15 protein-coding genes are annotated in these 17,823 nt (G+C 72.8%); 5 read left to right on the forward strand and 10 right to left on the reverse strand.

The genetic code is table 11. The features are described from left to right. Nucleotides 1-30 precede the first annotated feature (30 nt). Nucleotides 31-324: a co-chaperone GroES gene (gene groES / locus B0I31_RS19305; RefSeq protein ID WP_015105192.1), complete on the reverse strand. Its 294-nt coding sequence runs from the start codon at nt 322-324 to the stop codon at nt 31-33. 225 nt (nt 325-549) lie between these two features. On the opposite strand from groES, the gene B0I31_RS19310 reads away from it, so the two are divergent. Further along, complete coding sequence (locus B0I31_RS19310) at nt 550-2,067, forward strand: alkaline phosphatase D family protein (RefSeq protein ID WP_106616779.1); 1,518 nt, start codon at nt 550-552, stop codon at nt 2,065-2,067. Here B0I31_RS19310 and B0I31_RS19315 read toward each other — a convergent pair whose 3' ends face one another. Continuing rightward, complete coding sequence (locus B0I31_RS19315) at nt 2,068-2,928, reverse strand: NAD(P)-dependent oxidoreductase (protein WP_106616780.1); 861 nt, start codon at nt 2,926-2,928, stop codon at nt 2,068-2,070. Nucleotides 2,929-3,033: 105 nt separating this feature from the next. On the opposite strand from B0I31_RS19315, the gene B0I31_RS19320 reads away from it, so the two are divergent. Continuing rightward, the gene (locus B0I31_RS19320; RefSeq protein WP_106616781.1) at nt 3,034-6,048 is read left to right on the forward strand and encodes an AfsR/SARP family transcriptional regulator; all 3,015 of its coding nucleotides are present in this window, start codon (nt 3,034-3,036) and stop codon (nt 6,046-6,048) included. A 26-nt stretch (nt 6,049-6,074) separates the two neighbouring features. On the opposite strand, the gene tsaD is transcribed toward B0I31_RS19320, so the two are convergent. The 3 genes from tsaD to tsaB are packed head-to-tail and all read right to left on the reverse strand — an operon-like array spanning nt 6,075 to nt 8,249. Then, nucleotides 6,075-7,127, reverse strand: a complete 1,053-nt coding sequence (tsaD, locus tag B0I31_RS19325) for a tRNA (adenosine(37)-N6)-threonylcarbamoyltransferase complex transferase subunit TsaD (protein WP_106616782.1) — start codon at nt 7,125-7,127, stop codon at nt 6,075-6,077. Then, nucleotides 7,120-7,578: a ribosomal protein S18-alanine N-acetyltransferase gene (gene rimI / locus B0I31_RS19330; protein ID WP_106616783.1), complete on the reverse strand. Its 459-nt coding sequence runs from the start codon at nt 7,576-7,578 to the stop codon at nt 7,120-7,122. Before rimI ends, tsaD begins: the two co-directional genes overlap by 8 nt. Next, nucleotides 7,575-8,249 carry a tRNA (adenosine(37)-N6)-threonylcarbamoyltransferase complex dimerization subunit type 1 TsaB gene (gene tsaB, locus B0I31_RS19335; RefSeq protein WP_106616784.1) on the reverse strand — a complete coding sequence of 225 codons (675 nt, stop codon included), beginning with the start codon at nt 8,247-8,249 and terminating at the stop codon, nt 7,575-7,577. Before tsaB ends, rimI begins: the two co-directional genes overlap by 4 nt. A gap of 71 nt (nt 8,250-8,320) precedes the next feature. On the opposite strand from tsaB, the gene B0I31_RS19340 reads away from it, so the two are divergent. The 3 genes from B0I31_RS19340 (at nt 8,321) to B0I31_RS19350 (ending at nt 11,628) form a co-directional block, all read left to right on the forward strand. Next, a complete protein-coding gene (locus B0I31_RS19340; RefSeq protein WP_106616785.1) occupies nt 8,321-8,692 on the forward strand; it encodes a MerR family transcriptional regulator in 372 nt (123 codons plus the stop codon). Between the two features lie 399 nt (nt 8,693-9,091). Further along, nucleotides 9,092-10,417 carry an acyl-CoA synthetase gene (locus tag B0I31_RS19345; RefSeq protein WP_106616786.1) on the forward strand — a complete coding sequence of 442 codons (1,326 nt, stop codon included), beginning with the start codon at nt 9,092-9,094 and terminating at the stop codon, nt 10,415-10,417. Beyond that, a complete protein-coding gene (locus B0I31_RS19350; protein WP_106616787.1) occupies nt 10,414-11,628 on the forward strand; it encodes a carboxyl transferase domain-containing protein in 1,215 nt (404 codons plus the stop codon). The genes B0I31_RS19345 and B0I31_RS19350 overlap by 4 nt, the downstream gene beginning before the upstream one ends. Nucleotides 11,629-11,632: 4 nt before the next feature. Here B0I31_RS19350 and tsaE read toward each other — a convergent pair whose 3' ends face one another. The 5 genes from tsaE to glmS all read right to left on the reverse strand — a co-directional run bounded on the left by tsaE (nt 11,633) and on the right by glmS (nt 17,759). Further along, nucleotides 11,633-12,091: a tRNA (adenosine(37)-N6)-threonylcarbamoyltransferase complex ATPase subunit type 1 TsaE gene (gene tsaE, locus B0I31_RS19355; RefSeq protein WP_245950099.1), complete on the reverse strand. Its 459-nt coding sequence runs from the start codon at nt 12,089-12,091 to the stop codon at nt 11,633-11,635. Continuing rightward, on the reverse strand, nt 12,088-13,191 hold the full coding sequence (locus tag B0I31_RS19360; protein ID WP_181320247.1) for an alpha/beta fold hydrolase: 1,104 nt from the start codon (nt 13,189-13,191) through the stop codon (nt 12,088-12,090). Before B0I31_RS19360 ends, tsaE begins: the two co-directional genes overlap by 4 nt. Next, a complete protein-coding gene (gene alr / locus B0I31_RS19365; protein WP_106616790.1) occupies nt 13,188-14,300 on the reverse strand; it encodes an alanine racemase in 1,113 nt (370 codons plus the stop codon). The genes B0I31_RS19360 and alr overlap by 4 nt, the downstream gene beginning before the upstream one ends. Before the next feature lie 186 nt (nt 14,301-14,486). After that, the gene (locus B0I31_RS19370) at nt 14,487-15,881 is read right to left on the reverse strand and encodes an NAD(P)H-hydrate dehydratase (RefSeq protein WP_106616791.1); all 1,395 of its coding nucleotides are present in this window, start codon (nt 15,879-15,881) and stop codon (nt 14,487-14,489) included. 15 nt (nt 15,882-15,896) lie between these two features. Next, the gene (gene glmS / locus B0I31_RS19375) at nt 15,897-17,759 is read right to left on the reverse strand and encodes a glutamine--fructose-6-phosphate transaminase (isomerizing) (protein WP_106616792.1); all 1,863 of its coding nucleotides are present in this window, start codon (nt 17,757-17,759) and stop codon (nt 15,897-15,899) included. Nucleotides 17,760-17,823: the final 64 nt, after the last annotated feature.

Consider the following 17,823-nt stretch of genomic DNA (forward strand, 5'->3'; position numbering starts at 1 on the left):
CGCCGGGGCGTCTTGCGTGTCAGCCGAGCGTCAGTTGATGACGGCCAGCACGTCGCGGGCGGAGAGGATGAGGTACTCCTCGCCGTTGTACTTGACCTCGGTGCCGCCGTACTTGGAGTAGATGACGACGTCGCCGACAGCCACGTCCACGGGGACGCGGTTGCCCTTGTCGTCGATCCGGCCGGGGCCGACCGCGATGACCTTGCCCTCCTGGGGCTTCTCCTTCGCGGTGTCCGGGATCACGAGGCCGGAAGCGGTCGTGGTCTCGGCCTCGCTGGCCTGGACGACGATCTTGTCCTCGAGCGGCTTGATGTTCACGCTCACCGGGCTGACCTCCACGGTCGTCGAAAGCGTTGGCAGGTTGCGTTTACGGCTCCTGCCACCCCGCCGTCGCGGGGGTCGGGGCGGTTGCTGGTGCCGTGCATCTAGCACTCTACCCACGCGAGTGCCAACGCTTCAACGACCCCCCGCTACCGGCCGGGTGAACTCGTCCACTCGTGGCACACCGCCGTTCACCTGGTCGCCAACATCGTCGGCAACGGTGTCCGCATGACTGCGGTGACCCGACGTTCCCTGCTCATCGGCGGTGTGGCCGGTGTGGCGCTCGCCACCACCGGCGCGGGCTTCCCCAAGCTCGACGACCCCTTCACCCTCGGCGTCGCCTCCGGCGACCCCCGTCCCGACAGCGTGGTGCTGTGGACGCGCCTCGCGCCCCGCCCGCTGGAGGAGAACGGCCTCGGCGGCATGCCCGACCGGGTCGTCCCGGTGCACTGGGAGCTGGCCGAGGACGAGCGGTTCCAGCGCGTGGTGCGGCGCGGCGTGCAGCCCGCCCGGCCGGACCTCGGGCACAGCGTGCACGTGGAGCCGTTCGGCCTGCGGCCCGGCCGCGAGTACTACTACCGGTTCCGGGTGGACGGCCACCTGTCCCCCGTCGGCCGCACCCGGACCACGCCCGAGCCGTGGGTCCTCTCTCAGGACCTGACCATGTGCTTCGCGTCGTGCGCGCACTTCGGCGAGGGCTACTTCACCGCGTACCGGCGGCTGGCCGAGGACCACCCGGACGTCGTGCTGCACCTGGGCGACTACCAGTACGAGTACGCGGCCAAGGCGGCGGACGTGCGCGCGGTCGTCGGCCCGGAGACCCGGACGCTGGCCGACTACCGGCTGCGGCACGCGCAGTACAAGACGGACGCGGACCTGCAGCTCGCGCACTCCGTGGCGCCGTGGCTGGTGGTGTGGGACGACCACGAGATCGAGAACAACTGGGCCGACGACGTGCCCGAGCAGCCGGACCCGGACTTCGCGGCACGGCGCGCGGCGGCGTTCCAGGCGTACTACGAGAACATGCCGCTGCGGCGCGGCGCACGGCCCAACGGCACCGACATGCAGCTCTACCGGCGGGCCCAGTGGGGTGGTTTGGTCAACTTCCACATGCTCGACACCCGCCAGTACCGGGACGACCAGGCGTGCGGCGACGGGTGGAAGACCTGCGCGGACGCCGGGCTGCCGACCCGGTCGATCACCGGCGCGGAGCAGGAGGCGTGGCTGCTCGACGGGTTCCGGCAGTCCCGCGCGCGGTGGGACGTGCTCGGCCAGCAGGTGTTCTTCGCCGAGCGCGACCGCAAGGACGGGCCGGAGAAGGAGGTGTCGATGGACGGGTGGGATGGCTACCTGGCCTCCCGCGACCGGGTCACCCGCGGGTGGGTCGACGCTGGTGTGCGCAACGCCGTCGTGCTGACCGGTGACGTGCACGCGCACTACGCGGCGGACGTGAAGCTGGACTGGAACGACCCGGCGTCGTCGCCGACCGTGGGCACCGAGCTGGTGTGCTCGTCGGTGACGTCCGGCGGTGACGGCAACGACACGGTCGACCAGGTGCAGCTGCGGCTCAACCCGCACATCAAGCTGCACAGCAGGCGGCGCGGGTACGTGCGGACGAAGTTCACCGCGCGGGAGGTGCGGGCCGACTTCCGCACGTTGCCGTACGTGCGGACGGCCGGGGCGCAGGCCACGACGCTGAAGTCGTTCGTGGTCGAGGACCGCAACCCCGGCCTGAACCCGGTGTGATCAGCTCCGCAGGACGTTGATCAGGGCGGTCCAGCTGTCCTTGCCATGCCCCGCCGCGATGGCGCGGTCGTAGAGGGACTGGACCGCCCTGGGCAGCTCGCTGTCGACCCCGACGGACTCGCTGGCGCCGACGATGTGGGCCGCGGTGGCTCCCATCATGGCCGCGTTGGCGAGGTCGCCGGGGTGCTCGTCGGCGTCGACGTGCTTGGCGGTCTCGGCCACGTACATCGACAGCGTGTTGAGGTTGTCGGTGAGGTAGGGCGCGTACCGCTCGGCCGTGAGGCCGGCCGACGTCACCAGGGCGATGCCGTGCAGCATCGCGGCCAGCGAGGTGAGGAAGACGTCCAGCTGCGCCTGGTAGAGCAGCTGCGCGAGGGTGTGGTCCTCGCCCAGGTAGTCGGGCCTGCCGATCACGGCGAGCGTGTCGGCGTGCCGGTCGAACACCTCGCGCGGGCCGCTGTAGAAGACGTACGCGGCCGGGTGGCCGACCATCTCGGCGTTCGCCATCACGCCGCCGACCAGCAGTTCCGCCCCCCGTTCGGCGAGCCAGGCGGCGGCCTTGAGGGTCTGGTCCGGCGTCTCGGAGCTGAGGTTGACCACGACGCGGCCGGCGAGGTCGTGCCCGTCGAGGATGTCGTACATGGCGGCGTAGTCGGTGAGGCTGAGGACCAGCAGCCGGTTCGCGGCCACGGCTTCGGCGGCGGTGGCGGCGCGGGTGGCTCCCAGGGCGACGACGGCGTCGGCACGGGCCGGGGTGCGGTTCCAGACCGTGGTCGGGTGGCCGGCGTCGAGGAACCTGGTGACCATGGCCTGACCCATCGGGCCGAGGCCGATCAGGGTCAACGGGGTCTTGGCAGTCATGTGTTCTTCACTCCTTCGTGTGAGTTCCACGGTGGACTGGGGCGCGCACGGTCCGCTGTGGGTCCGCTGGGGGTCGGCTGACGGTCGCCCGGTTACGGTCCGGGCGTGAGATTCGGGGTGTTGGGGCCGCTCGGGGTGTGGACGGCGGGCGGTGAGGCGGTCCGGGTGCCGGAGGCCAAGGTCCGGCTGCTGCTGGCGGACCTGCTCGCGCACGAGGGGCGGCCGGTGTCGGCGGACCGGTTGGCGTTCGACCTGTGGGGTGACGAGCCGCCCGGCAACCCGGTGAACACCCTGCAGACGAAGGTCTCGCAGCTGCGGCGGGCGCTGGAGGCGGCCGAGCCGGGTGGGCGCGAACTGGTCGCGCACGGGCCCGCCGGGTACGCGCTGCGGGTCGATTCGTCCACCTTGGACGTTCTGCGGTTCCGGGAGCTGGTGGCGGCCGGGCGGTTCGGCGAGGCGCTGGCGTTGTGGCGGGGCGAGCCGCTGGCGGAGTTCGCCGACGCGCCGTTCCTGGCGCCGGTGGTGGCGCGGTGGGCCGGGGAACGGCTGGCGGCGCTGGAGGAGTTCGCCGAGTCGGGTGACGTGGACCTGGCTCCGGAGGTGGCGCGGCACCCGTTGCGCGAACGTTTGCGCGGACTGCACATGCGTGCCCTGTACCGGGCCGGTCGGCAGGTGGAGGCGTTGGCGAGCTACGCCGAGCTGCGCCGGATGCTGGTGGAGCAGGGGCTGGAGCCCGGTCCGGAGCTGGCCGAGCTGCACCGGGCGATCCTCAACCACGAGCTCGCGCCGGTCGCGCGGACGAACCTGCCGGTGGCGGTGACCGGGCTGGTGGGCCGGGACCAGGCGGTGCGGGACCTGTGCGAGCTGCGTTCCCGGCTGGTGACGCTGACCGGTCCCGGCGGCGTGGGCAAGACGAGCCTGGCCCTGGAGGTCGCCCGGCGGCTGCCGGTGCCGGACGGGGTGTGGCTGGTCGAGCTCGCGGGCGTCGGCCGGGCCGAGCAGGTGGTGAGCGCGGTGGCCGACGTGCTCGGCGTGCGCGAGGACGCGTCGGGGACGGCGCTGGTGGAGGCGCTGCGCGGTCGCGAGGTGCTGCTCGTGCTGGACAACTGCGAGCGGCTGGTCGAGCCGGTCGCCGAGCTGGTGTCACGGCTGCTGCGGGCCGTGCCGGGGTTGCGCGTGCTCGCCACCAGCCAGGAACCGCTCGGCTTGGCGTTCGAGACGGTGTGGGCGGTGCCGCCGCTGGACCTGGCGAGCGCGGTCACGTTGTTCGCAGCGCGCGCTGCCGCCGCCGCGCCCGGTTTCACGGTGACGCCGGACAACGCGCCGGTGGTCGAGGCGATCTGCCGCCGGCTCGACGGGCTGCCGCTGGCGGTGGAACTGGCCGCGACGCGCGTGCGCGGGCTCGGCGTGACGGCGCTGCTCGACCGGCTGGACGACCGGTTCCGGCTGCTGGCCACCGGGCACCGGGACGCGCCCGCCCGGCAGCGCACGTTGCGCGCGATGATCGACTGGAGCTGGGACCTGCTCGGTGACGCCGAGCGGATCGTGCTGCGGCGGTTGTCCGTGCACGTGGACGGGTGCGCGCCGGACGCCGCCGAGGCCGTGTGCGCGGGCGGCGGGGTGGCGGCCGACGAGGTGCTGGACGTGGTGACCAGGCTGGTCGACCGGTCGTTGGTGGTCGCGCCCGAGCACACCGGCCAGCCTCGGTTCCGACTGTTGGAGTCGGTCGCCGACTACGGGCGGGAACGGCTGCGCGAGGCCGGTGAGTTCGAGGAGGTGCGGGCCCGGCACGCGGCGTTCTACCTGGGGTTGGCCGAACGCGCCGACCCGGAGCTGCGGGCGTCCGGGCAGTTGGCGTGGCTGGACCGGTTGGACGCCGACACGGCGAACCTGCGTGCCGCCCACGACGCGCTGGACCCGGCCGGCGCGGCCCGGCTGACCCGGGCGTCGACCTGGTACTGGTTCCTGCGGGGACGGCTGCGGGAGGGTCGGCGGCTGATGACCGCCCCGGATCCGGTGACGGCGGCGTGGCGGGCGGGATTCGGGGTGCTGCTGGGTGAGGCGGCGGAGCCGTCGGCGATCACCGGGACGGCGGGGATCGAGGATCGGCGGGAACGGGCGCGGGCGCGGTGGTTCCTGGGCTACGTGCTGTCGACGGTCGGTGACATGCCGTCCGGCGAGGAGCTGACCGACCGGGCGTTGGCGGCGTTCGAGGAGCTGGGCGACCGGTGGGGTGTGGCAGCGGCGCACAGCGACCGGGTGAGCCAGGCACTGGCCCGGGGACGGGTCGACGAGGCGCGTGCGTCGGCTGCCCGGGCCGACGAGCTGTTCGTGGCGTTGGGTGAGCGGTGGGGTCAGCTGAAGGCGTCGTTCGGGTTGGGGATGCTCGCGCAGCTGGCCGGTGACCACGAGCGCGCGGAGGCCGTGCACCGGGACGGGCTGCGGGTGGCGGAGGAGCTGCGGTCGTGGCCGGAGGTGTCGTACAAGCTGTCCTGGCTGGGGCGGGTGGCGTTGCTGCGCGGTGACTACGCGCAAGCCCGTGAGCTGCACGAACGGGCTCGACGTGCGGCGGCTGAGCACGGGTTCTCGCCGGGTGAGGTGTACGCGGAGACGGGGTTGGCGCTGGGCGCGCGGCGGGAGGGGCGGCTGGACGAGGCGGAGGCGCACTGGGAGCGGCTGCGGTCGTGGCACCGGCAGGTCGGGTTCGAGGCGGGTGCCACGTTGGTGCTGGCGGAGCTGGGGTTCGTGGCCGAGCAGCGCGGTGACGCGGCGCGGGCGTTGGAGCTGCAGTCGGAGGGGTTGGCGCTGGCCCGGCAGGTGGGTGATCCGCGGGCGATCGCGTTGGCGTTGGAGGGTGTGGCGGGTGCGCTGGCGTTGGCGGGTGACGCGGAGGCGGCGGCCCGGTTGCTGGGCGCGGCGACGGCGGCCCGTGCGTCCGTGGGCGTGCCGCTACCGGCCGGTGAACGCGGTGACGTGGACCGGATCGCCGCCGCGGCCCGTGCCGCGCTGGGCCCGGAGTCCTACGCCGCCGCCTTCACCACCGGCCACGCCGAAGGCCTGCACACCCGCGTGTCGAAGAGCGTTATTCAGAACTCACCAGCCTCGGCTGGTGAGTTCTGAATAACGCTCTTTCGACTCGCGCGGGGTCAGAGGATTTGGATGGTGCTCACGGGCAGGCCGGGGGTGGTGGACAGGTCCAGGGCCGAGGGCTTCGCGCCGGCGGCCACCAGGTGGGCGCCGAGGGCGGCGATCATCGCACCGTTGTCCGTGCACAGCCGGGGACGCGGCACGCGCAGCTCGATGCCCGCCTCCGCGCAGCGCTCGGCCGCGAGCCCGGACAGGCGCGAGTTCGCCGCCACCCCGCCGGAGATGACCAGGGTGTCCACGCCGAGGTCCTTGCAGGCCCGGATGGCCTTGGCGGTCAGCACGTCGGCCACCGCCTCCTGGAACGACGCGGCGACGTCGGCCAGCGGGATCTCCTCGCCCGCGCGCTCCTGCTTCTCGACCCACCGCGCCACCGACGTCTTCAGCCCGGAGAACGAGAAGTCGTACTTGGAGTCACGCGGCCCGGTCAGCCCGCGCGGGAACGCGATCGCGCAGCCGTTGCCCTGCTTGGCGAGCTTGTCGATCGGCGGACCGCCCGGGTAGGGCAGGTCGAGCAGCCGGGCCACCTTGTCGTACGCCTCACCCGCCGCGTCGTCCACGGTGGACCCGATCTCGGTGATCTTCTCCGCCAGGCCCTCGATCAGCAGCAGCTGCGAGTGACCACCCGACACCAGCAGCGCCACGCACCGCTTCGGCAGCGGGCCGTGCTGGAGGGTGTCCGCGGCGACGTGCCCGGCGAGGTGGTTGACGCCGTACAGCGGCTTGTCCAACGCCGCCGCGTACGCCTTCGCCGCCGACACGCCGACCAGCAGCGCGCCCGCGAGCCCGGGACCGGCGGTGACCGCGATGGAGTGCACGTCCCGCAGCTCGATCCCGGCCTTCTCCACGGCACGGCGCATGGTCGGCACCATCGCCTCCAGGTGCGCGCGCGACGCCACCTCGGGCACGACGCCGCCGAAGCGGGCGTGCTCCTCGACGCTGGACGCCACCTCGTCGGCGAGCAGTTCCATCGACCCGTCCGGGCCGAGCCGGACGATGCCGACGCCGGTCTCGTCGCACGAGCTCTCGATACCGAGGATGAGCCGGTCAGTCACGGTTCGCGGGCCTTCCCATCGTGTACGCGTCGGCGCCCGACGGCTGGTAGTAGCGGCGGCGCACGCCCAAGTGCTCGAAGCCGTGCGCCAGGTAGAGGCCGATGGCCCGCTCGTTGTCCGTGCGGACCTCCAGGAACACCGGCAGCCCCAGCTCGTCGGCCTTGGCGAGCAGGGCGCGCAGCAGCGTCTTGCCGACACCGCTGCCCTGGTAGTCGACCACGACCGCGATCGTGTGCACGCTGGCCTCGAAGTCGGTCAGGCCGAGCCCCGCGTACCCGATCAGCGCGTCGCCGACGTACGCGCCGACGTAGAAGTTGCCGTTGTCGAGCTCGCTGCGGAAGGCGTTCGCGCTCCACGGGTCGTCACCGGGGAACAGCTCCCGCTCGATCTGCGCGCACCGCGCCGCGTCCTGCCGGCGCAGCGGTGCGATCGTGACGGTCCCGGAGCTCACGCCTTGGTCACCCGCTTGCGCCCGACCGGCTCGACCGCGTCGGGACGGCGCAGGTAGAGCGGGGTGAGCGCGGCCGGACGCGCACCGGCCAGCAACTCCTCGGCCGCCGCCGCGACCAGCGACACCGGTGACGGGTAGCGCGCCTCGACCACCGGCAGCCCGATCACGTCGGCGTACATCTCGGCGCCCTCACCGGCGGCCTCGGCCACCGCGGGCAGCTTCGCGACCAGGTCCGCGGGCCGGTCCACGTGCGGCCCGTCGGTGCGCCGGCCGGCCGCGTCGTAGGCCGCCCAGTACACCTCCTTGCGACGCGCGTCGGTGGCCACCAGCAGCGGTTTGCCGGTGGCGGCGTCCAGCGCGACGGCGTCCGGGGTCGGCACGGGGTAGACGGGCCGGTTCAGCGCCTGGCCGAGAGCGGCGGCGGTGACCAGGCCGACGCGCAGCCCGGTGAACGGTCCCGGGCCCGAGCCGCAGACGATCGCGTCGAGGTCCGACAGCCGGTGACCGGCCTCGGCCAACGCCTCTTGCAGGTGCGGTGTGAGCAGCTCACCGTGCGCCTTCGCGTTCACCGTCACCCGCTGGGCGAGCAGCCGGGGAGGTGCGCCGGGCGTCAGTTCGACGACACCGGCCGTGACGGCGGGGGTGGCGGTGTCCAAGGCGAGCACTAGCACAACTGGAAAGAGTATCGGGTGGCGTGAGACACACTTGTGTTGACGTCCACGTCAGGCCGGAGGATGGCCGGGTGCGCATCGGAGAACTGGCGCGGCGGGGTGGCACGACCACCCGTGCGCTGCGCTACTACGAGTCCCTCGGCCTGCTGACCGCGCGTCGGGGCGCGAACGGGCAGCGGGAGTACGACGAGGACGACCTGAGGCTCGTGCACGAGATCCGCTCGCTCGCCGGCATCGGGTTCGCGCTGGAGGACACCCGGCCGTTCGTCCAGTGCCTGCGCGAGGGTCACACGACCGGTGACGCGTGCGCGGAGTCCGTCGAGGTGTACCGGCGCAAGCTCGCCGAGCTGGACGACTGCATCACCCGCCTCCAGGCCGTGCGCGACCAGGTGCGCGCGCAACTGCAGGACGCCGAACGGCGAACCGACCCGTGCTCGCCTTGACCGACGCCAGTTGTCCACAGGCACGGTAGTTGTCCACAGGGCGACCGTGATCGCGCCGAATCGTCGTGGTGTGCCGGCAGGATCAAGAACAGGGGACCCCCTGGCGGGGACGTCTGCGACAGCGAGGCCTCCCCCGGCGGGGGGACAGTCTGGGCAAACGTGGCTGCGCCCCAGCAGGGACGTCTGCGCCGGCGGAGACGCCTGGCGGCAGCGGGGCTCGGGCTGGCGGGGCCGACTGCGCCGGCATGGCTCGCCCCAGCGGGGACGTCTGCGGCAGCGGCCATCACCGGTGCGGATGTATGGCGGCAGCGGGGCCCACGACGGCGGGGATGGCTGGGGTGGCGTGGCTCGGGCCACAGTTGTGGTGCGCCCCGTGCCCCGGCCGGTCACTGTAAGGGGATGCTGCTGCCAGCGTTGGCCTCGCCGTCGTCCAAGGTCGCCCTGCGGTTCCCCGAGCGGGAGCTGACGTACGAGCAGTTGGCGCGCGAGGCACGTCAGGTCGCGTACGGGTTGGTGGGCAAGCGGCGGGTGGCGGTGTGGGCGCACGTCCGGCCCGAGACGTGCGTGGTGGTCGTCGGGGCGTTGTTGGCCGGCGTGCCGGTCGTGCCGCTCAACCCCAAGGTCGGGGAACGCGAGCTCGCGCACGTCCTCGCCGACAGCGAGCCCGACCTGGTCGTCGACGACGAACTGCCGTCCGGACCGCCGGTCGACCTGCCCGAGCCGGACGGCGAGGCGCCCGCGTTGATCGTCTACACGAGCGGCACCACGGGACCACCCAAAGGTGTGGTGCTGCCGAGGCGTGCGTTGGCGACGAACCTCGACGCGCTGGCGAAGGCGTGGGCGTGGACCGGGGACGACGTGGTGGTGCACGGCCTGCCGCTGTTCCACGTGCACGGCCTGGGCGTCGGGGTGATCGGGCCGCTGCGGCGCGGCGGGACGGTGCACCACCTGGGGTCGTTCAGCGTGGTGAAAGCCGCCGGGGCGTTGCGGGACGGCGGCACGATGCTGTTCGGGGTGCCCACGATGTACCACCGGATCGCGGCCGAGCCCGAGCACGCGGAGGCGTTCGGGAAGGCGCGGCTGCTGGTGTCCGGGTCCGCGGCGCTCCCCGCTTCGGTGCACGAGCGCGTCGAGCAGCTCACCGGTCAGCGGGTGGTGGAGCGCTACGGGATGACCGAGACGTTGATGAACACCAGCGTCCGCGTGGACGGCGACCGGCGGCCGGGCACGGTCGGGCTGCCGCTGGACGGGGTCGAGCTGCGGGTCGTCGGCGACGAGCCCGGCGAGATCGAGGTGCGCGGGCCGAACCTGTTCCTGGAGTACCTGAACCGGCCGGACGCCACGCGTGAGGTGTTCCGCGACGGCTGGTTCCGCACCGGTGACCTGGCCGTGGTCGAGCCGGACGGGTACGTGCGGATCGTCGGCCGACGCGCCACCGACCTGATCAAGAGCGGCGGCTACAAGATCGGCGCGGGCGAGATCGAGAACGCCCTGCTGGAGCACCCGGCGGTGGCCGAGGTCGCGGTGACCGGCGAACCGGACGACGACCTGGGCGAACGGGTGGTGGCGTGGGTCGTGGTGCGCGGGGAGGCGCCCGAGCCGGAGGCGTTGAGCGACCACGTGGCCCGGCTGCTGTCACCGCACAAGCGGCCGAGGGTGGTGCGGTTCGTGGACGCGTTGCCGCGCAACGACATGGGCAAGGTGCTGAAGCGGGAGCTGCGGTGAACCCGCTCGGCTGGCCGGGGTACGAGGCACAGCTCGGCCGGGCGCGGGAACGGTCCGGCGGCGTCGAGTCGGTGTCGTGGCGGCGGCACCGGGACGCCGTGGTGATCACGTTCGACTTCCGGTTCCTGGGTGGTTCGGTGGGCACGGCGACCGGCGAGGTGATCGAGGAGGCGTTCACCGAGGCGCGGACCGCTCGGCTGCCGGTGGTGTCGCGGATCGCGACCGGTGGCAGCCGGATGCAGGAGGGGATGCTGTCGTTGCGGCAGCTCCAGCGGGTGGCGCGGCTGTGCGCGGCGCACCGGGAGGTCGGGCTGCCGCACGTGTCGGTGCTGGGTGATCCGACGACCGGTGGGCTGTGGGCGTCGCTGGGCGCGGGTGCCGACGTGGTGATCGCGGTGGCGGGGGCGCAGGTCGGGTTCGCGGGCAGCCGGGTGCGGCCGGTGGACGACCCCGCTTACACGGCGGAGGGGCAGTTCGCGGCGGGCACGGTCGACCTCGTGGTCCGGCCCGACGAGGTGGACGCGACCGTGGCACGGGTCCTCTCCTTGCTGACGCGCGGTGACGCCGTGCCGGCGGAGGTGCCGCGCGCTCTGGGTGCGTCGGAGTTGCCACGTGACGGGTGGAGTGCGGTGTCGCGGGCGCGCGCTCCGGAACGTCCCCGAGCGGCGGCTTACCTGGACGACTACTTCGATGTGCGGATGCCGATCAGCGGTGATCGTGCGGGCGGGGTGGACGCGGGGATGCTGTGCGGCATCGGGCGGCGGGGTGAGCGGGCGATCGCGTTCGCCGCGCAGACCGGCACCGCCACCACCCCGGCCGGTTTCCGCACGGCGGCGCGGCTCATCCGGCTGGCGTCGCGGTTCGCGCTGCCGGTGCTGACGCTGGTGGACACGCCGGGTGCGGCGAACGACGTGGCCGCCGAGAAGGCGGGGGTCGGTGCGGCCATCGCGGAGCTGTTCGGCGCGGTCGCCGAGGCTCGCGTGCCGATCACCACCCTCGTCATCGGCGAGGGCGGGTCCGGCGGCGCGCTGGCGTTGTCGTCACCGGAGCACACCTGGATCACGCCGGACGCCTACTTCTCCGTGATCGCGCCGGAACTGGCGGCGGCGATCCTCAAGCGCGACGACGTGCCCCAGCTGGCCGACGACCTGCGGCTGCGACCTCAGGACCTGGTCGAGCTGGGCGTCGTGCGCGGCATCTCGGAGCGCTGACCGGTCACGCCGGGAGTTCGCGGTCGACCCAGGTGCCGTGCGGGTGCAGGTGGGCGATGCGCACGTCGTCGTCCCGGCGTTCCAGCCTGATCAGCAGGTGGTCCTCGGACAACCGTTCGGCCGCGCCCTCGCCCCACTCCACGGCGACCACCGCGTCGACCAGGTCCGTGTCCAGGTCGAGGTCGTCCAACTCGTCCAGGTGACCGCCGAGCCGGTAGGCGTCCACGTGCACCAACGGCACGCCGCGCCCGTCCGGCGCGGGGTCGTGGACGCGGGCGATCACGAACGTCGGCGAACTGACCCGACCCGTCACGCCCAGGCCGTCTGCCAGGCCGCGCACCAGCGCCGTCTTGCCCGCGCCCAACGGCCCGGACAGCAGCACCAGATCACCGCCACGCACCAACGCACCCAGCTTGCGCCCGAACTCCTCGGTGTCGTGCACCTCGGGGAGCGTCACGCTCACGCTCGTCGCCACCACCGCCGCCTGCTTTCCGACCGTTCGGCGGCACTGCGCCGAACCAATCCGACCAGGTGCCCGGTGACCAGGTCGGGTTGTTCCAACATGAGCATGTGGCCCGCCCCGGACACGCGGACCAGTTCGCCGTGCGGCATCTCCTCGGCCATCCGCTCGGCGTGCGAGAACGGCGTCAGCTTGTCGGCGTCACCGCTGATCACGAGGACCTCGCAGTGCCGGAGACCGGCCAGCGCCTTGTAGCGGTTGTGCGTGCCGAGGGTCTCCAGGAACTCCGTCAGCACCTGCACCGTGGCGCCGTTGATCATCTGCGCCATCAGGTCGACCAGCGACGGGCTGACCTTGCCGGTGCCGAACGCCAGCGCCCGGATCCCGCTCCAGGTGAGCGTGGACACCCGGCGCCGGACCCACTCCACCACGCCCGGCTGCAGGCCGGCGATCCGTCCGACGCCCAGCGTCACCGGGTTGTAGCGGGACAGCACGGACTTCGGCAGGCCCGCGCCGCCGACCGCGCCCGCCGCCGTGCCGACGAGCGCGACACCGCGCACCCGGTCGGCGAACAGCTCGGGCCGCTGCTCGGCCAACGCCATGATCGTCATTCCACCCATCGAGTGACCGACGAGCACCAGCGGTCCTTCGGGGGCCATCGAGCGGATCACCGCGTCGAGGTCCTTGGCGCACTGGTCGATCGTGCTGCCCTCGGCGGTGGAACGACCGGACCGGCCGTGGCTGCGCTGGTCGTACAGGACTTGGCGGACGCGGGGACCGACGAGCCTGGCCAGGTCGCGGCGCTGGAAGTGCCAGCAGCGGCGGTCCAGGGCGAAACCGTGCACGAGGACGACCGTGACCTCGGGGTTCCCGCCGTCCTCCGGGTCGACCTCCTCGACCGACAGCGGCACGCCGTCGTCCGCCGCGACGGTCGACTCGCGGGTCGGGGTGAGGCGGCCCAGCGGTTCGTCGGCGAGCGGGTCGTCGAGCTGCCGGTCGTGCGAGACCTTCTTCTGGTTCGCGGCCACGCCCACCGCGACACCGGTCGCGGCGGCGCCGAGGATGCCGCCGGCCCAGCCGACGGCTTTCCACACCGTGTTCACCGGCGTGTCCCCACATACTTCCGGGTGACACGCGGCCGGTACATGCCGGTGACGATCTCGTAGTCGATGGTGCCGGTGGTGTCGGCCCACTCGCGGGCAGTCGGCTCGCCCCTGTCACCGGATCCGAACAGCACGACCTCGTCCCCCTCCGCCACCGCGTCGTCGCCGCAGTCGACCACGACCTGGTCCATGCAGACCCGGCCGACGACCGGGCGGCGACGTCCGGCCAGCCAGACGTCCATCCGGTTCGACAGGCTGCGCGGCACGCCGTCCGCGTAACCCACGGGCACCAGGGCCAGGTTCGTGTCGTCCCGCGCGGTCCAGCTCAGACCGTAGGACACCGATTCCCCGGCCGGGATGCGCTTGGTGAGGGCGACCGCGGAGCGGAACGTCATGACGGGGCGCAGGTCGGTCGGCACGGGGACCGGGTTGAGGCCGTAGATCGCGATGCCCGGCCGGACCAGGTCTAGGTGGAGGTCGGGGCGCGTGATGAGGGCGGCGGAGTTCGCGATGTGGCGGCGCGGGTCGAGGCCGGCGGCGAGGGCTTCGCGGTAGGCGTCGTCGAAGCGCTCGGCCTGGGCGTCGGTGCCGCGGTGGCCGATCTCGTCGGCGACGGCCAGGTGTGACCAGATCGAGTGAACTTCGACGTTGTGGGTCTTGGCGGCGCGTTCGACCAGCTCCGACCAGCGGCCGGCCGGGCAGCCGCTGCGGGACAGGCCGGTGTCGATCTTGAGGTGGACGCGGGCCCTCTTGCCCACCCTGTCGGCCGCCGCCGCGATCTCCTCCAGTTGGGTGAGGGAGGACGCGGCCAGGTCGACGTCCTGCTCGACACCCGGCGCGTAGTCCGTGCCCGGCGGGTCCAGCCAGGCCAGGATCGGCACGGTCAGCCCGGCCGCGCGCAGGGCCAGGGCCTCTGCGAGGGAGCAGGAGCCGAGCCACGTCGCACCCGCCTCGACCGCCGCCCTGGCCACCTCCACGGCGCCGTGCCCGTACCCGTCGGCCTTGACGACGGCCATCGTGTCGGCGTTCGGCGCGAGGGCGGCGAGGTGGGCGACGTTGTGCCGGAGGTTGTCGAGGTCGATCACGACCTCAGCGCGAGGAGCAGCCATAACGCCGTTCATGGTGACACAACCCCACCGACCCCGATCGCGCGAGTCGAACGTCCAGGTCCCGCGTGTCGAACACTCAGGTACCCCGAATTCAACGCTCAGTCCCGAGTGCCGGCGTCGCGAGCGTTGACTTCAGGGGGCCTGGACGTTCGACACGCGGGACCTGAGTGTTCGACACGCGGGGGGTTAGAGGGGGCGGACGGCGCGGATGGCGTCGGGGAGGGCGGCCAGCAGCGAGGTGGCGGGGATCGGGGCGCCGTCAGAGGCCAGGTCGGCGGCCAGGGCGTGGACCTTGGCGGCGCAGCCCGCGGCCAGGACCGGGTCCAGGCCCGCGGCCAGGAGGGAGCCCAGGACGCCGGACAGGACGTCGCCGGAGCCCGCCGTCGCGGCCCACGAGGAGCGGGCGCGGTTGACCAGGACGCGACCGTCCGGGCCGGCGATGACGGTGGCGTGGCCCTTGAGCAGCACGACGGCGTTGTAGCGTTCGGCGGCCTTCCGCGCGGCCGTCACCCTGTCAGTGCCCACAGGCCCGGCCAGCCGCTCGTACTCGCGGTCGTGCGGTGTCAGCACGAGAAGGGTGTCGGGGTCGCGCGCGTCCCACAGGTCGGGGTTGTTGGCCAGCATGGTGATCGCGTCGGCGTCCGCGCACACCGGCACACCGGCTTCCAGCACCGTGCGCAGGACCGCCTCCGCGCCCAACCCCGTGCCCAGCCCGGGCCCGACGACCCACGCCTGCACCCGGCCCGCGTCCGTGATCGAGCCCGTGCAGATCGACTCCGGCCACCGCGCCCGGACGTCCTCCGCCGCCGGACCGGCATACCTGACCAGGCCGGACGTCGACAGCAACGCCGCACCGGTCGCCAGCACCGCCGCGCCCGGGTACGTCGCCGAACCGGCCGCGATCCCCGTCACGCCCTGCGTGTACTTGTCGTCCTCCGGCCCCGGCACGGGCCACGCCACGCCGATGTCGGCGATGTCCAGCTCGACCAGGTCCGGTCCGTGCAGCTCGCCGTCCAGCCCGATGTCGACCAGCCGCACGTCACCGCAGTCGGCCAGCGCGTGCACGGGCTTGAGGCAGCCGAACGTCACGGTGGTGTGCGCGCGCACGGCGGGCCCGGAGACCGCGCCCGTGTCCGGGTCGACACCGCTGGGCAGGTCGACCGACAGGACCGGCGCCTCCAGGTGCGCCACGTGTTCCGCGGCGTCCGGGCGCAACGGGCCGCGGGCGGAGAGGCCCACGATGCCGTCGATCACCAGGTCGACGTCGCGCAGTCGCGGGACCACCCGGCCACCGACGCGACGGAACGCGGCCAGGCCCTCGGCGTGCACACGATCAGGTGTCAGCAGGACGGCTGACACGGCAACGCCGCGTTTGCGGAGGTAGTAGCCCGCCCACAGCGCGTCGCCACCGTTGTTGCCCGCGCCGACGAGCAGGCCGACCCGTCGCTTGCCCGCCAGCAGCTCCGCCGCGACGACCGCCACGCCGAACGCCGCCCGGCGCATCAGCGCGCCGGCCGGCACGACCGCCATGACGCGTTCTTCCGCCGCCCTGACCCGATCCGTGGTCCAGAAACCCCGCATGGGGCCAAGCGTGCCCTACTCGACCGTGACCGACTTGGCGAGGTTGCGCGGCTTGTCCACGTCGTAGCCGCGACTGCGGGCGATCTCCGCGGCCAGCACCTGCAGCGGCACGGTGGAGATCAACGGCTGCAGCAGCGTCGACACCGCCGGGATCTCGATCAGGTGATCCGCGAACGGGCGAACCGTCTCGTCACCCTCTTCAGCGATCACGATCGTGCGAGCGCCCCGTGCCTGGATCTCGGAGATGTTCGACACCAACTTGGAGTGCAGCACCGCCCGGCCCTTCGGCGACGGCATCACCACGACCACCGGCAGGCCCTCTTCGATCAACGCGATCGGGCCGTGCTTCAACTCGCCCGCCGCGAAGCCCTCGGCGTGCATGTAGGCGAGTTCCTTGAGCTTCAACGCGCCTTCGAGCGCGACCGGGTAGCCGACGTGGCGGCCGAGGAACAGCACCGCCTTCGAGTCGGCCAGCTCCCGACCCAGCGCGCGGACCTGCTCGACCGTGCCCAGCACCTTCTGCACGGCGGCCGGCATGGCCTCCAGCTGGTGGAACTCCTGGGCCACCTCGTCGGGGTACTTCGTGCCGCGCGCCTGCGCCAAGGCCAGGCCGACCAGGTAGTTCGCCGCGATCTGGGCGAGGAACGCCTTGGTCGACGCGACGCCGATCTCCGGACCGGCGTGCGTGTAGAGCACGGCGTCGGACTCGCGCGGGATCTGCGCGCCGTTGGTGTTGCACACCGCCAGCACCCGCGCCTTCTGCGACCGTGCGTGCCGGACCGCCTCCAACGTGTCGGCGGTTTCACCCGACTGGGAGACGGCGACGACGAGCGTGTCGCGGTCCAGCACCGGGTCGCGGTAGCGGAACTCACTGGCCAGCTCGACCTCGACGGGCAGCCGCGTCCAGTGCTCGATGGCGTACTTGGCGACCAGGCCGGAGTGGTAGGCCGAACCGCAGGCGACGACGAAGACCTTGTCGACGTCACGCAGATCCTGGTCGGACAGCCGCTGCTCGTCCAGCACGATCCGGCCGTCGCGGAAGTGGCCGCGCAGCGTGTTGGCCAGCGCTTCCGGCTGCTCCTCGATCTCCTTGAGCATGAAGTACTCGTGGCCGCCCTTCTCGGCGGCCGACAGGTCCCAGTTGACCGTGAACGGCTTGGCCTGGGCGTCCGCGCCGTCGAAGTCGGTGACGCGGTAGCCGTCGCGGTCGATCACCACGAGCTGGTCCTGGCCGAGCTCGACGGCCTCGCGGGTGTGCTCGATGAACGCGGACACGTCGCTGGCGACGAACGTCTCGCCCTCGCCCACGCCCACTACCAGCGGTGACGAACGGCGCGCGGCGACGACCACGTCCGGGTGATCCGCGTGCGTGACGACGAGGGTGAAGGCGCCTTCGAGGCGGCGGACCACCGTGCGGACGCTGGCTTCGAGGTCGCCCTTGGTGTCGCCGTCGTCGTACGCGCGGGCGATGAGGTGCGCGGTGGTCTCGGTGTCGGTGTCGCTGGCCATCTCGACGCCGACCGCTTCGAGCTCGGCGCGCAGGGCGGCGAAGTTCTCGATGATGCCGTTGTGGACGACGGCGACGCGGCCCGTGACGTCGCAGTGCGGGTGGGAGTTGCGGTCGATCGGCGCGCCGTGGGTGGCCCAGCGGGTGTGGCCCATGCCCGCGGTGCCGGTGAAGGCGTCGCGGCCGACCTCGTCCAGGCGTGCCTCCAGGTTCGTCAGGCGACCGGCCTTGCGTTCGACGGCCAGGCCGCCGTCACCGTCGAGGACGGCGACGCCCGCCGAGTCGTAGCCCCGGTACTCCAGCCGTCGCAGCCCGTCGAGCACGACGTCCAGCGCCGACCTGTGGCCCACATATCCCACGATTCCGCACACGCCGCACAGCGTAACTAGACCAGGGGCGTCACTCGAACGGGCCACTTTGCCGCGTTTGCGCTGG

Origin of the sequence: Saccharothrix carnea, from assembly GCF_003014735.1 — a bacterium.
Classification (GTDB): domain Bacteria; phylum Actinomycetota; class Actinomycetes; order Mycobacteriales; family Pseudonocardiaceae; genus Actinosynnema; species Actinosynnema carneum.